Genomic DNA, 13,432 nt, shown 5'->3' with positions numbered 1-13,432 from the left:
TTTTAGTTCTCCTTTTAATTTTTCGGTTTATATTCTCTTGGGTTTATGTCGCCAGGAATGCGCCAATTGTTTCCAGCAATCCTATCAATTAATTTTCTTGCGCTTTCACCATTCCAACTCCCTACATGTTGGAATCCCCTACCTTCAAGAAATCGGATTTGTTTTGGACTAGCCAAGCCTTCTACTCTTCTTTTTTGTAGTCTATCGAGTAGCAAATTGGCTTTTCCTGCATTGTCAATTTCATCAGCAAAGATACCCATCTTCTCTAATGCTTTAACTTGCTTTTCACTTGGTGGACTCATTTCCCATCCGAACGAAGGTACATAACTAGACAAATCTTCAGCTTGGATACTCATTTCGAATTGAAGTGGATCCACAAGTTTTCGCTTACGTTTCTTCATTTCGGCCAACTGTGCAGCAAGAGCTGCTTCACGTTCCTCTACAACATCGCTCTTTGCTTTTTCTTCAAGCATCTCAAGGTCCATAGGAACTCCTGGAGCGTTTTCTAGATTCTGTGTAACTTTCTTCGCTACTTCTTCACTTTCGCAAATGAGATGCGCAGGATGGCATAGCTCGTGTCGTTCTGTGTGCCACAAGAAATCCAATAACAGTAACTCCGTTTTACCTGGATACAAACGTGTTCCACGCCCCACCATTTGACTGTATAGACTTCTTACCTTTGTTGGCCGTAATACAACCACACAATCTACTGACGGGCAATCCCATCCTTCCGTTAGAAGCATCGAATTACACAGTACGTTGTATTTTCCTTTGTCAAAGTCTTCAAGAATTTCAGCACGATCCTCACTATTTCCATTTACTTCAACCGCATTGAATCCCATTTCATTTAGTAATTTACAAAATTTTTGACTTGTCGCAATCAGTGGAAGGAAGACTACTGTCTTTCGATCAGCGCATTGCTTTTTCATTTCTTCAGCAATTCCTTTTAGATAAGGATCTAATGCTGTTCCAACTTCACTAGCTTTAAAATCACCTGCTTGTTGGCCAACACTACTCAAATCGATTTTTAAGGGAATAGTTATCGCTTTTATTGGTGACAGATAACCTTCCTTAATTGCTTTTGGTAATGTGTATTCATATGCCAGTGATTCAAAATAACTACCTAGATTCTTCATATCTCCACGATCAGGAGTAGCTGTTACACCTAATACATCCGCTTCATCAAAATGCTCTAGTACACGTTGATAGCCATCACTGATAGCATGGTGTGCTTCATCGATAACAATAAAGTCAAAGAAGTCTTTAGGAAATTTTGCTAAACGCTGTGGCCTTTGTAGTGATTGAACCGAGCCGACTGCTACACGATACCAACTATCTAAACAAGTCTCACTCGCTTTTTCAGTGGCACATTTCAACCCTGTTGATTGGTACAATTTATCAGCTGCTTGTTCGAGCAACTCGCCCCTATGAGCTAAAACGAGTCCACGACCTCCATCGCGGACCCGTTCTTCAATGATTTTGCTAAACACGATAGTTTTTCCACAGTTATGTGTAACTGTAAAGTCACTAAGTAAATAGCGATTATCTTTATCAACTGTGAAACCGTAGTATTTTCCTGTTCCTATTTTTTCTACACTAAATCCTGTTCTTAGAACATTTTTCTTTTGTTTTCTTGGTCTACACTTTTTATGTTCAACTTTGTTTGGGATGATGCTACAATCACCACTAATCGATACCCTGTAATACAAGCCTTCAAAGTCATTTTGGCATCGTTTAATTGTTTCACTTGTATAAGCAGCTAATCCGACAGATCTACACATGAAAGCTAAGTCATGTGCTAGTTGGTACGATTTCGATACAAAATCAAACCCTTCTCCACTTCTTGCCCCATCAGAATCAATAAGTCCAGCAATAGTTTCTAGTCTTGTGTTTAAACTGCCATATTTGTACATATCAGGAACAAATTTAAATTCCGATGAACATCTACGTAAACCTAACATTGTAAGTTGCTGATGTAGTAAACTTCCTTTACAACCAATTTGATTATCACCACCCACAAATATATACGTATTTGCTAACCCTGCTGGTTCAAGACGTAATGACATATTGTAACTCCTTGCAACTTCAAATAAGTATTCTTGGATTTCTTTATCTTGATTTGTTACATTGATTGTTGTTGTAAGTCCACCATCACCCAGCAAAACACCAATAAAGTATGGTTCTACTTCAATGGATTCTTGATGACCAAATGAGTCTATAGTTTCACTTCTAAAAAGCTTGTGTATATGTTTTTTCCATTTAGACCACTTTAACCATTCATCTATCGTTACATCTACAATTTCATCATGGTGTGCTTGACATGGATATTTAGGATTCTTTTTTTCTCTAGTTCTAACCAAAGAAAGTTTATGATCACCTGTAACAACAAAGGGTACACCTTTTACAGGAGTAACTTTATATAAATCTGCTACTCCTGTTTGAGTGTATAGAACGGTACGAGCTGTACCGTCCATTCCCATCAATTTGTTTCCAACTTTTACTTCTTGGGAAAAAATCGTTTTACCATTTGCGAGCATAATACCTTCATCTTCACCATGACATCCCGTTGGCAAGACTAACAATGTTTTCTTATTTCCGTTTTCCCATTCAGTAAGGACTGCGCTTTTGCTTTCTTCTTGATATGGTCGTAACTCCATATACTTTCCCTAAAAGTTTCCAGGTGTGAAGTTACCAGTTGGTGTTGTAGGTGCAGCTTGAGCAGGTTGTGCAGTTTGTTGTGCAGGAGCCTGATATCCCCCTTGCTGTGGCTGTGGTTCAAGGTCGTATCTTGGAATAAATTTAGCGACTTCGTTATATTGGTTACCATTGTACAATTTGATTTTTACAGAACATTTTCCTGTAGCGCCAGGCACGATATTCCAATTCATTTGAGCAGGTTGTCCTTTTTCTTTTAGCCCAATACTCGCAAAGAATGCAGACAGTAAACCTTCAGTTCTTGAATGTAAAAATAATCGATATTTCAATACAGGGTTACTTTCTCCTGTTGAATCCATAGGGTTGATAATTTCTACTTTTAGATTCGCTTCATTACAAGCTGGCATTTTTGAATCAGGACCAGGTGTATATCTTCCTCTTTCAAAACTTAAAATTCTAAAATCATAATCACCTGCAGGAAGGGTTACAAACTCCTTAGGGTCTTCTACAAGGGTGTCATCCCACCCAAATTCACGTTCTACTTGTTGATTATTTTGTTGTGTCATCTTTGTTTTCCTCTTTCTTTCTAAAACGTCATGCGTTTTTCATTAATCATTTCTAATACTTGTGGCCATGCTGCTATTAGCACTCCATCGATAAATTCCTGTGGATAATTTGTGATAGGTGTTCCTTTAGGGAAATATCCTTTTTCTGAAACCACATCTTCAACCATTGCTTTACTCACTTGCTCAGGCTTCATTAAATCAACAAGAGCTTGTGGTAATCCAACATAATCGCTTTCATCAATTGCGATAGTTAATGGTGGCTCAGTTGGTGCTGCTTGTTGTACAGGTTCTTGTTTAACTTCTTGAACAGATGGTTGTTGTGTAACAGGTGGTGCTACTGGTTGAACTTGTGGTGTTACATTGAATGTTTTGATTACATGTGCGATATTCTTGTAATCCATGTCTACAAAGTCAGGAAGCCCATCCCTGTTCTTCGCATCCCATGCCGGTGCATGAGTTGTATAGATTACTCGTTTACCACCTTGCCCCTTGAATTTCTTACCTTTATCATCGGTAGCAACAGAAATTGTTTTGTAGTTACAGAATAGAACCATGTCGGCCCATTCTTTTACTAACGATGCGGTCTTGGCGGTCGTTTTGTTTCCTAACTTCAATTCGTAGCGGTCGTAAGCTCCCATTTCGTCCGGTTGCTCAAATTTATTGATTTTGGCATGTGCAACTAAGACCACATGTATTCCAATTTCAGTTAGATCAGATAGATTGTTCAACAAACGACCAATTTCTTCTTCAAGTTGCAAGAAACCTTCCCCATAACCAAAACCCGTGATGCTTGTCTTATTAGCTCGTTGACAAATGAAGTCAGTTACTAATCGTTCGGCCCAATCAATTGTGTCAATGATTAAAGTTCCGCAAGGTCTGTTTTGTTTAACAAATTGTATTTGTTGAAGCAGCATTGTGTAGGATGTTGGTTTATCTAAACGAGCAACATCTAAACTCTTTGTCCCACCTTCTGTATCAATAAACAACGGATCAGGCCATTGTGCTGCTAATGTAGATTTTCCAATTCCTTCAGGTCCATATACTACTGTTTTCTTAGCACTTTCAATTTTTCCTTTTGTGATATTCATTAGAATTGCCCCGCCTTCCATGTTGGCTGGGTAGCTGGTGCTTCAGCAGTCAATGGAGTTGAGTCTAGTGCATATCCATCTTCGATAATGATGCTGCATTCTTCTCCAGTAGAAACACGTGTTGCAATCGCTTGTAGTCCTTCACCTTCAAGCCATTTACCAAATTCGTTCAATGTATCAATATCCATCATTTCCAATTTATCTAATAAGACAAACCCACATTGTGGTTTCAACTTACGTACAATTGCTGTAGCAACTCGTAGTTGCTCACTTGACGACATGTTATCCCATTGCTGTCCGTTATAAATAAGCAATCCATTTTCGACCGATAAACCTTGTAGTGGCAAATCAGCACCTTGTAATAAATCAGATTTTTGTTTATGCACTTCTTCGATTTTCTCAGTAAGTGCATCGTACTGTTCTTTGTACTCAAGGGCTTCACCTTCAGCTTTTTCTTTGTCAAGATTCGCGCGCACCTTCACATTAATTGCTTCAACTTCTTGAATATTTTTTTCTAGTTCTTCAGTCGACTCATCGTGAAGATCTAAAGCACTTTTTTCTGCTGTAGCTAAATCAATCGTACTTGCATTTACTTTTTCATTAAGTTCAGCAAGTTGCTTTTCTAGTTGCTCTTTTTGACTCAACAACGAAGCATGGTTACTTCTTAGATACTCAACGTTTTGTCGTTTGCGTTGGTTCTCACCATTACGCGCTAGAATCTCTTGTTGCTTTTGAATAAGCTCGCTTGCTGCTACAGGTTCTTTCGGTGCTGTAGGATCGAATGGAAGTTCTTCAGCATACTTTTTCTTCTGATCAGCAATTTGTCCGATTGCATGACGTTCGTTGTATATCTTCTCTTCTTGATATTCTAATTCGTACAACTTATCACCTACTCCAATAATTTGTAGTAGTGTATCTGCTTTTTCCTTATTCGTTGCTTCCATGAATTTTGGAAGATTCAATGCAAGTTGCTCAACGAATGAATCCAGTAGTTGTTGGCCACCTTTATTGCCCTGTGGGTCAGTAACCTTCAAGTCACTGTTTTTCCCTTTACGTTCCACGACCAAGCCGTTGCTTAGTTCTAAACGTAAGTGTGGTGGAATTGTAGAGCCTTCGCGTTCTGCTTTGCTAGGTTTGAACTTGTTCCCACCTAAGGCCCATGCAATTGCATCTAGCACGCTTGTTTTCCCTTGGGAGTTCTTTCCACCAATGACCGTTAAGCCTTCCGCAGTAGGTTCAATAACTACCGCCTTTACTCGTTTAACGTTTTCAATCTCAAGTTTGTTAATCTTAATTTTTTGTTCACTCATTTTGTTCTCCTTTCGTTAGATATTCACAACTTCTTGCACATGTCTTAACCTTGCTTTGTATGCTGCTATTTCCAATCGTAATTCTTCATTTTCTTTTCGTAATGCAGTAATCGTTTCACAATCATGTTCATCATCTACTGCATCATTTTCATCTGATGTATCATCATGAATTGTGTTGATTATTGCATTCATTGCTGACTCTAAATCTTCTAAACTATTTAGTTTTATTACTTGTACTTTCATTTAATGTTTCTCCTTTAAAAATCTATTACATCCGTTATTACATCTGTTATTACATCTGATATATCGACTATTCCATTTGCATGCATCAATGCATACTTTCGAACCATCAAACTGGTGATTGCATATCTATTAAAAATGCGTTTGTTATATCCGTAGAAATATGCCACTACTTCATCAATATGTTCACTTGCGAAAAAAATCGAACTATATGGTGTAGAAGCAACCGTGCCCCCGCAGTGATACCAAACCATACAGCCATTACCTGTTTCGATTTCTTTTTTTACAAGTCCGATTTCCCAGTGTTCTTCACTTTTTTCATAAATGATCCAATCACCTGGCTTCACTTTCATTACTTTCCCTTCTTGCATAATTACTCCTCCTTTATATATACTTCTGTGAAATATACGTGCATATGTGGCTCTTCAACAAAGATATCAATCACATTTCCTTCAACCTCTCCGCCACAGTCTTGCGCAATGTAGCTATGTCCATCAATTACTAAAACTGTGCCATAGGGTATTACTGTTGGATCCACTGCCACTGTAATCCCTTCAGTAGCGTATGCTCCTGTTGCAGTAGCATGACCATATTGGTCTTCACCAGGCCAATAGTACGTAATCTTAAATGTTCCTAAACTTCTAAGCACTTCTTGTTCTCCTACTGGTTTCTGCTCAGTCGTTACACTGGACGTACTTTCAGCAGCAGGTACTCATTCACTTTGTGTAACTTCTACAATCGCACCTCGCTCGATAGTCTTCGCATGCGCTTTTTCAATTTCTTGGCTACCGTATAAGCAACCACACAAAACGATTGCGATAATGTTGAACCATAGCAGTGGATGCTTTTTGAAGTAATATCCAAAGCAATCATCTTCTGCTTGTGTATAGTTTGTATTTCCAATTTTCATATTTTTACCTCATTTGTGTTATAATCTAAGTAGGCAAAAAGCCTTTAAACTTACTTTGACACCTTGACTGCCACGCTAGGGTGTCTTTTTTATTGCTTCTTGTAATCTTTGCTTGATCTCTTGTTCATTTACTAAATTGTCTTTTGCATACTCTGCAGCAAACCAATCTAAAGGTAAATATCTATAATCAAATTGTTTTTTACCCTTCTCCAATAGTTTCTTCTTGTATGCGTTGAACGTTTTTCTTGCACGATAATCAGTACATTGCAGAGCATTTTTTAAATGAACAATTTTAAAGAACATATAATCACTCCTTTCTTTAGTAGATTGTTAATCTACTTGTTTTTTAAAAAAAATTTCCATTCTTCCTGATACATCGATATTTAGATATTCACATGTCTTATCGATTTCGCTTGCTTTCCACTCTTGTTTATTGTTGATTTTGCGACCGACTGTTTGTTCATCAACACCTAAATGCTCAGCAAGCATCTTTTGATTTTTGTTACTCTTTAAAAGAAGTATTTTAAATCCTTCTGAATCAGTCATAAAGCCTCCTTTCAGGTAGATTGTTAATCAACCATAACAATAATAACACCAGGTAGATTTTCAGTCAACAAAAATAATCATTAATACTCAAAAATGTTGATTTTACATCTACTGTGTGATAGATTATAAATATAAAACTTTAAAAAAGGGGGCTATATGGTAAAAGAAAAAAATAAATATGTTGAACTCTTAGGCTCGAGAATTCGAAATAGACGAATCGGTTTAGATATTACACAAGAAGAATTAGCAAAGTCCCTAGGATACAAAAGTAAGTCTTCAATCAATAAGATTGAAATCGGAGAAAATGATTTACCTCAATCAAAAATAAGCCTGTTTGCGAGCATGTTGGACACAACTCCGGCTTATCTTATGGGTTGGACTAATGATCCTGTAGATTATGTGAAGGAGCTTAAAAAAAGAAAGATGGAAATACCTAATAATTTCTATCCTGAAATTACAAACTTCGAACGTTCAAAAAAATGGATCGAAGCATCAGAAAATAGATTTAATGATAATCTAGATAAACTGTACTACGAATCAATGTTCAAACCTGAAGATCCCACTACAGAATATCTAGAAAAGAACAATCCAGAACTACTGGATCTATATAATTCAATTCAAAAGAATGACAATTTAGTCTTATTATTTGATAAAACAAAGGACCTTAGCCCCGAGGATATGGAGCGAATTCTAACTGTCATCAAGGGAATAAGAGCCGAAAGAGGTATGGATTAGAAAAAGGTGGAAGTACTTCCACTTGACAAAAATAATGTAACAATCCCTAGTATGATAACTTGGGGAGGTACATACTTATGGGATTCGAGGATTTTTGTAGACAAAATAACATATGTGTAACTAGGTGTTGTTTACCTAAAACAACAAAGGGGCTTTGTTACTTACTGGAAGATACGTATTATGTTTTGTTAAATTGTAATTATAGTATTGAGACAAATAAACAATCACTAAAACACGAACTAATTCACATATTGAAAAACCATTTCAATCAAGATGTGTGTTGTGAAGACGATTGTGAACAAGAGGTAGATAAGATTATGCCTTATGCAGATCAATATCTACAAGATTATGGTATCAACATTAATTTTTGATATAAAAAAACACCCAACGGCCATTGGGTGCAAGCATAGAAATTTATAGACGCTCATCTATCCTTTTTCTATGCTCTTATTTTATCACAAATAGGAGGAAATATATATGCCAGTATATCAAAATAAAACTACAAAATTGTGGTATTTTTCGCACATATTGAATGGAAAGCAAATAATTCGAAAGAATAAAACGTGGACACGCAAAAAGTATGCTCAAGAGGCTTTAGATAAATTTTTGAATGATGTAAAAGAGAACGAAGAGTGTGTTATAAACATTCGATTCAATTCAGTTGCTGATGAATATATCGAACACTTAAAACTTGTATATAGAAAATCAACTGTTCAAGGGCGAACTTATGTCATCAATAAACACATTAAGCCACAATTTAATAACATGAAGATCAGTAAAATTAAACTAAAAAATATAGAAGGTTTTCAAAAATATCTATTATCTTTGTCTAAAGCTGATGGTAAGCCATACTGCAACGCACATCTTGCAAATATTCAAGGTATTGCTTCCCGTATTTTCGAATATGCAAAAAATCATGATTACATAACAAAGAACCCATTTGCTATGGCGGTACAGGTTAAGCATAATATTGTAGAAGAAAAAAGAGATATAACTATTCTTACTTACAATGAATTTCACCAGTTCGTTGATGTTGTTGAGTCACCAGTTGAGCGAGTTGGCTATTTCATATTGTATTGGTGTGGTTTGCGATCAGGTGAACTTCTAGGATTGCATATCAAGGACTATGATGCATTGAACAAAAAATTGCATGTGAATTATAACTGGGATTATCCAAACCAAGTACTTACTCCTACTAAAACATCAGAGTGGCGTACTGTGGATGTTCCCGATGAATGTGCAAGCGAAATAGATAAATACTTGGAAGAAATACCAAACTATGAAAACTACCCTGATAATCCTTTAATTGGGTTTGTAACTAGGTATAGCAAATCTGTTTATGAGAAACATAAGAAGTTGGATATTAAGAAGTCTGGAGTTAAGCATTTTACTTTCCATGAGCTTAGACACACACACGTTTCAACCCTTATAGATGTTGGGTGGGATGCGAAAGATATTGCAGATCGTTTAGGACATTCAGTGGAGATGGTTAACAATACATACGGACATTTATTCCCTGATAGAAAGTCAAAAAACTTAGAAAAGTTAAATAAAATAAGCAAAAATCATTAACAATTCATTAACTAAAAAAAAGAAACCCTTTAAAATAAGGGTTTTTCTTTATTTGGTGCGCTCGACAGGATTCGAACCTGCGACCTCTCGAGTCGGAGTCGAGTGCGCTATCCAACTGCGCCACGAACGCTTGAGTCCGTAATTTATTATATCATATTTCTTAGATGATACATGAAAATATAATTTGTCAAAACCTTGCGATTTCTACAAATTATATTACATGGAAGAGTCAAGCAAAATTAATCGAACCTATAATACATTTTCTTAATACGAATGACTTAGAAATCAAACAATTATGTGTATTTATATGATAATTAAACACGCATTCGGTTGGAATGTACTTAATTAATTTTGATTATATCTAGCCAAAATCCCGGAACAATCTCGCAATTCCATCTTGTGGATTCTTCCGAAAGCATTTCTATAAGGTTTGTTTCTCCTGTAAAGTTGAAATAATCACAACCTATTTCAGCATACCATCCCTCTCCATAATCATATTTTGGACCTCCCATACCTACAACAGGTAACCCCTTGTTTTCTCTAACATACTCCCAAATTGTAAAGTGTGTAATCCCAATTCCTAGCTCATTAAGTTCTTCTAGAAAGTCAGATATGTTACTTGTAGGACAAATACAATCAATAAAGCCATTACCTACAGACTGCACCTTATAAGTCTTCATAATTTTACAAATCGTACCATTTAAAGTTTTCAATTCATCATAAGAAATAGAGGAATTGTTTTTTGTGTTTCTATATACTGTGTAACTGTAATTTATATCCTCATCATATCCTGTAACTCTCTGGTATTCTAATCCTCCATCAGTTCCAACTGCACCACAACTACACATTACAAAATCATGGATATGCTTGCTTTCAATAATGTCTCCACATTTATTACAAGAGATAATATTTCTATCCAATTTGTATTTATCATTCATGTTAATAACTCCTCCAATCATCCCAAACATTCATCTTGCCAAACAATCAACATAATCACAATCCCAATTTCTTCTATCCATCGCTCCACGATACCTACGAATAAAGCTATGTTCTATTTATTATAACAAAAAAAACCACATTTCTGCGGTTTCAGATATTATTCTGGCACGAGTGTAAACTTTTAGTCGAACTCTTTTCATGTACGACGTGTTTCGCTCGATCATTCAATTCTTGCTTGGCAGAAAATTTAACTAAACTTTCTCACTGCTATTTAACTTATACACTTATTATAGAGGCTCATACATTGTTAAGCAAGTGTTTTTTCAAAAAAAGACCCTTTTTTTAAAATTTACTTAAATTCTATGCGAAGCACTTTCTTCAAAGTAATATCAACAATAATCTCTTTTACATTGTTTTGAACGAAATATTTTCGATCCTTATCACTCATACCATCCCAATCTACTATGTCACTTACTTTCAAGCTCTCAATTAGTTGCATTTCATTTTTTTTACTTATCTCTAATTGACTCAAAGTATATGCATATGTTTTAGCATCAAGCCTACCCTCTATATAATCGACGTAGGCTATTTCAATACTCTTGTTTAATTCTTTAACTCTTGCGATATGTTTCCTTTCTTTTTTTGAATAGTCTTTTTTAATGTTATTAGTGATTAATCGATATAAGACCTCATCTATGATAGCTTGTTGATTTATTCTTTGGTTTCTACATTGTTCACACACATAATAGTAATATCTACGATTTGGTTTTTTTGTACTTTTACTTAATAGTGTGTGGCCAGATTGACATTTCAGCAAATATCCAAAGTAATACTTTTCATTATCTTTACTACACAATACTTTTTTTATTGAATTGTTTGCTTTTAAATATATTGTCTTATCGATAATAGGTGGGACTATATTCATATACTTTTCGTTTTTGAAATAGAATTCACCATAGTAAATCTTATTCTGAATAAGAACTTTCACTGCATCAGAATTTATATATTTCTTTCCCTTTGATTCTAAATATCTTTGGATCTCACTTAAGTTATGATTATTACAAGCCATTTGAAACGCTTCTTTGACTAACTTTGCTTCTTCAGGATTTATTATCAGTTTATTTCCTTTTTCACGTATATATCCAAATGGTGGTTTACCACCACGTGGAAATAAGCCTTGTTTGGCCATTTGAATCATCCCGTCATTTGTTCTTTCTGATATCGTTTCTCGTTCCCATTGAGCTATAATTGCTAACATTCCAACCATCATGCGTCCATTTACAGAACTTACATCCAGTTGATCCATAACAGCAATAAGATTACAGTTACACTTATTCAACAAGTCTATTATTCTGTATACATCGATAACACTTCTAGAAAGTCTATCTAACTTATATATTATGACAACATCAATTCTACCCTTTTCAACTTCAGAAAGTAATTCCTGAAGCTTCTTTCTTTTCATATTTTTAGCACTAATCCCCTCATCAACATAATACTTTATACTTTCCAATTCATAATCGAAAAGCGATAAATACGCATTGATTTTACTCATTTGTACATCGATGCCAAAACCTAGTTCTGCTTGTTCCTGTGTTGACACTCTAATGTATACCCCAACTTTGAAGTTCTTCTTTTTTAAATCTGTCATTCTTCCTCCTAAACAGTGAAAAAAGTATGAACCCCATTCTATTGTACAACGAGTCTCAAACGTAAAAAAAGAATCCTCAGTCAGAAGATCCCTTTTGTATCTTATATAATCCAAATATAAGTTAAGTTAAATAGCAATGTATGTATCGAATTCTATAAACAATACATTCATAGATATCCAACACAAAACAAGAATTATATAAGACACCTTTAATATACCATAATGTAAAACAAAATCAAGCACTTACGATAATTTTACATTTTTGTTTGGATGAACTTGCTCGATCCGTTCTATGCAGGTGTCATAATACTTCTTGTTCCATTCTACACCAATATATGATCTATTCAATTTCTTAGCAGCTACTACAGTTGTTCCTGATCCTAGAAAACAATCTAGTACAAGATCATTCTCTTTGCTGGAGTTTTGAATAAGTGTTTCAATGATATGTAATGGTTTAATTGTAGGATGATCATACATGCGTTTATCTTTAACATTAGTCGGTGTTAACCAGTATGTTTTTCCACTTTGATAAGTTGTCTGCAGTGTAATTCCTTTTCTAAAGTATAGACAAAATTCTTTGTCATTCATATAGTTTCTACCATGTGTAGGGATTGGGTTTGTTTTAATCCAAACAAGTATATCGAATGAGCATTTGTGTATACCAACAAAGAATTTAAGATAATCATAAATTTGAGCCTTATTGCACCAAATATATATATTAACTTTTTTCATAATTCGCATGAATTCATCGAGTATTTCTAGATCCATTCCTTCATCAAGTTTTAATGTATTTAGCTCTTCGGATTGTTTATGTTTTTGCTTACTGATGTAACCTTTTGTTCCACTTCCTTTTGATAGCTTGTATGGTGGATCAATAACAACAAGATCTACACTGTTACTATCAATTTTCTTTATGAATGAGTATGCATCAGCATTGTAAATTGTATTTTTTTTAATTCCTTCAATCACATCCTTTCTATCTTCAGCTAGCTTATGATTTTAGTATAGCAGTAAATCATTTGCTTTCTAGTCTTGACATTGAGAACTTGAAATCTGTGCACTTACAGGTTAGAACATATATCAAAATAACTGGATTAGATTAAAGAAAAAAAAGGAAAGAATTAATTAATGTCATTAAGTTAAGAATCCATTAACCAAGCAAAATTCATCGATGAAGTGAATTTTGCTTGGTTTTTTGTTATCTTCAGAAAGTTGTGATA

General features: G+C 35.0%; 15 protein-coding genes and 1 tRNA gene. 2 read left to right on the top strand and 14 right to left on the bottom strand.

Annotation, left to right across the window (positions count from 1 at the left end; translation table 11 throughout):
- Positions 1-14: 14 nt before the first annotated feature.
- The 10 genes from M2098_RS08195 to M2098_RS08150 form a co-directional block, all read right to left on the bottom strand.
- Positions 15-2,657 carry a DEAD/DEAH box helicase family protein gene (locus M2098_RS08195; RefSeq protein ID WP_280683482.1) on the bottom strand — a complete coding sequence of 881 codons (2,643 nt, stop codon included), beginning with the start codon at positions 2,655-2,657 and terminating at the stop codon, positions 15-17.
- A gap of 9 nt (positions 2,658-2,666) precedes the next feature.
- Positions 2,667-3,221, bottom strand: a complete 555-nt coding sequence (locus tag M2098_RS08190; protein ID WP_280683480.1) for a DUF669 domain-containing protein — start codon at positions 3,219-3,221, stop codon at positions 2,667-2,669.
- 20 nt (positions 3,222-3,241) lie between these two features.
- Entirely contained in the window at positions 3,242-4,309 is a 1,068-nt protein-coding gene (locus tag M2098_RS08185) for an ATP-binding protein (RefSeq protein ID WP_280683478.1), read from the bottom strand.
- Entirely contained in the window at positions 4,309-5,619 is a 1,311-nt protein-coding gene (locus M2098_RS08180; RefSeq protein WP_280683476.1) for an AAA family ATPase, read from the bottom strand. The genes M2098_RS08185 and M2098_RS08180 overlap by 1 nt, the downstream gene beginning before the upstream one ends.
- A gap of 15 nt (positions 5,620-5,634) precedes the next feature.
- Positions 5,635-5,862, bottom strand: coding sequence for a hypothetical protein (locus M2098_RS08175; RefSeq protein ID WP_280683474.1), 228 nt, complete (start codon positions 5,860-5,862; stop codon positions 5,635-5,637).
- A gap of 14 nt (positions 5,863-5,876) precedes the next feature.
- Entirely contained in the window at positions 5,877-6,230 is a 354-nt protein-coding gene (locus M2098_RS08170) for a hypothetical protein (RefSeq protein WP_280683472.1), read from the bottom strand.
- Positions 6,231-6,232: 2 nt separating this feature from the next.
- Positions 6,233-6,508 (bottom strand): 3D domain-containing protein, encoded by a 276-nt coding sequence (locus tag M2098_RS08165; protein WP_280683470.1) that lies wholly within the window; start codon positions 6,506-6,508, stop codon positions 6,233-6,235.
- A 63-nt stretch (positions 6,509-6,571) separates the two neighbouring features.
- Entirely contained in the window at positions 6,572-6,769 is a 198-nt protein-coding gene (locus M2098_RS08160; protein ID WP_280683468.1) for a hypothetical protein, read from the bottom strand.
- Positions 6,770-6,844: 75 nt separating this feature from the next.
- Positions 6,845-7,072: a hypothetical protein gene (locus tag M2098_RS08155; RefSeq protein WP_280683466.1), complete on the bottom strand. Its 228-nt coding sequence runs from the start codon at positions 7,070-7,072 to the stop codon at positions 6,845-6,847.
- Positions 7,073-7,099: 27 nt separating this feature from the next.
- Positions 7,100-7,315, bottom strand: a complete 216-nt coding sequence (locus M2098_RS08150; RefSeq protein ID WP_280683464.1) for a DUF739 family protein — start codon at positions 7,313-7,315, stop codon at positions 7,100-7,102.
- Positions 7,316-7,471: 156 nt separating this feature from the next.
- On the opposite strand from M2098_RS08150, the gene M2098_RS08145 reads away from it, so the two are divergent.
- Together M2098_RS08145 and M2098_RS08140 are read left to right on the top strand one after the other, a co-directional pair.
- Positions 7,472-8,050, top strand: coding sequence for a helix-turn-helix transcriptional regulator (locus tag M2098_RS08145; RefSeq protein ID WP_280683462.1), 579 nt, complete (start codon positions 7,472-7,474; stop codon positions 8,048-8,050).
- Between the two features lie 477 nt (positions 8,051-8,527).
- Positions 8,528-9,622, top strand: a complete 1,095-nt coding sequence (locus M2098_RS08140; RefSeq protein ID WP_280683460.1) for a site-specific integrase — start codon at positions 8,528-8,530, stop codon at positions 9,620-9,622.
- A gap of 53 nt (positions 9,623-9,675) precedes the next feature.
- Here the strand turns inward: M2098_RS08140 and M2098_RS08135 are convergent.
- The 4 genes from M2098_RS08135 to M2098_RS08120 all read right to left on the bottom strand — a co-directional run bounded on the left by M2098_RS08135 (position 9,676) and on the right by M2098_RS08120 (position 13,181).
- Positions 9,676-9,752 (bottom strand) — tRNA-Arg (locus M2098_RS08135).
- A gap of 211 nt (positions 9,753-9,963) precedes the next feature.
- The gene (locus M2098_RS08130; protein WP_280683458.1) at positions 9,964-10,560 is read right to left on the bottom strand and encodes a hypothetical protein; all 597 of its coding nucleotides are present in this window, start codon (positions 10,558-10,560) and stop codon (positions 9,964-9,966) included.
- A 350-nt stretch (positions 10,561-10,910) separates the two neighbouring features.
- Complete coding sequence (locus M2098_RS08125; protein WP_280683456.1) at positions 10,911-12,212, bottom strand: recombinase family protein; 1,302 nt, start codon at positions 12,210-12,212, stop codon at positions 10,911-10,913.
- Positions 12,213-12,455: 243 nt separating this feature from the next.
- Positions 12,456-13,181, bottom strand: coding sequence for a site-specific DNA-methyltransferase (locus tag M2098_RS08120; RefSeq protein ID WP_280683454.1), 726 nt, complete (start codon positions 13,179-13,181; stop codon positions 12,456-12,458).
- Between the last annotated feature and the right edge of the window lie 251 nt (positions 13,182-13,432).

The organism is Breznakia sp. PFB1-19, assembly GCF_029893935.1.
GTDB lineage: Bacteria > Bacillota_I > Bacilli_A > Erysipelotrichales > Erysipelotrichaceae > Breznakia > Breznakia blatticola.
This window is presented reverse-complemented; position numbering and strand designations above follow the sequence as displayed.

Coding starts and splice junctions, on each gene's coding strand:
- M2098_RS08175 (WP_280683474.1), bottom strand. CDS start 5,862: ATGAAAGTACAAGTAATAAAACTAAATAGTTTAGAAGATTTAGAGTCA.
- M2098_RS08170 (WP_280683472.1), bottom strand. CDS start 6,230: ATGCAAGAAGGGAAAGTAATGAAAGTGAAGCCAGGTGATTGGATCATT.
- M2098_RS08180 (WP_280683476.1), bottom strand. CDS start 5,619: ATGAGTGAACAAAAAATTAAGATTAACAAACTTGAGATTGAAAACGTT.
- M2098_RS08150 (WP_280683464.1), bottom strand. CDS start 7,315: ATGACTGATTCAGAAGGATTTAAAATACTTCTTTTAAAGAGTAACAAA.
- M2098_RS08125 (WP_280683456.1), bottom strand. CDS start 12,212: ATGACAGATTTAAAAAAGAAGAACTTCAAAGTTGGGGTATACATTAGA.
- M2098_RS08130 (WP_280683458.1), bottom strand. CDS start 10,560: ATGAATGATAAATACAAATTGGATAGAAATATTATCTCTTGTAATAAA.
- M2098_RS08140 (WP_280683460.1), top strand. CDS start 8,528: ATGCCAGTATATCAAAATAAAACTACAAAATTGTGGTATTTTTCGCAC.
- M2098_RS08195 (WP_280683482.1), bottom strand. CDS start 2,657: ATGGAGTTACGACCATATCAAGAAGAAAGCAAAAGCGCAGTCCTTACT.
- M2098_RS08185 (WP_280683478.1), bottom strand. CDS start 4,309: ATGAATATCACAAAAGGAAAAATTGAAAGTGCTAAGAAAACAGTAGTA.
- M2098_RS08190 (WP_280683480.1), bottom strand. CDS start 3,221: ATGACACAACAAAATAATCAACAAGTAGAACGTGAATTTGGGTGGGAT.
- M2098_RS08145 (WP_280683462.1), top strand. CDS start 7,472: ATGGTAAAAGAAAAAAATAAATATGTTGAACTCTTAGGCTCGAGAATT.
- M2098_RS08155 (WP_280683466.1), bottom strand. CDS start 7,072: ATGTTCTTTAAAATTGTTCATTTAAAAAATGCTCTGCAATGTACTGAT.
- M2098_RS08160 (WP_280683468.1), bottom strand. CDS start 6,769: ATGAAAATTGGAAATACAAACTATACACAAGCAGAAGATGATTGCTTT.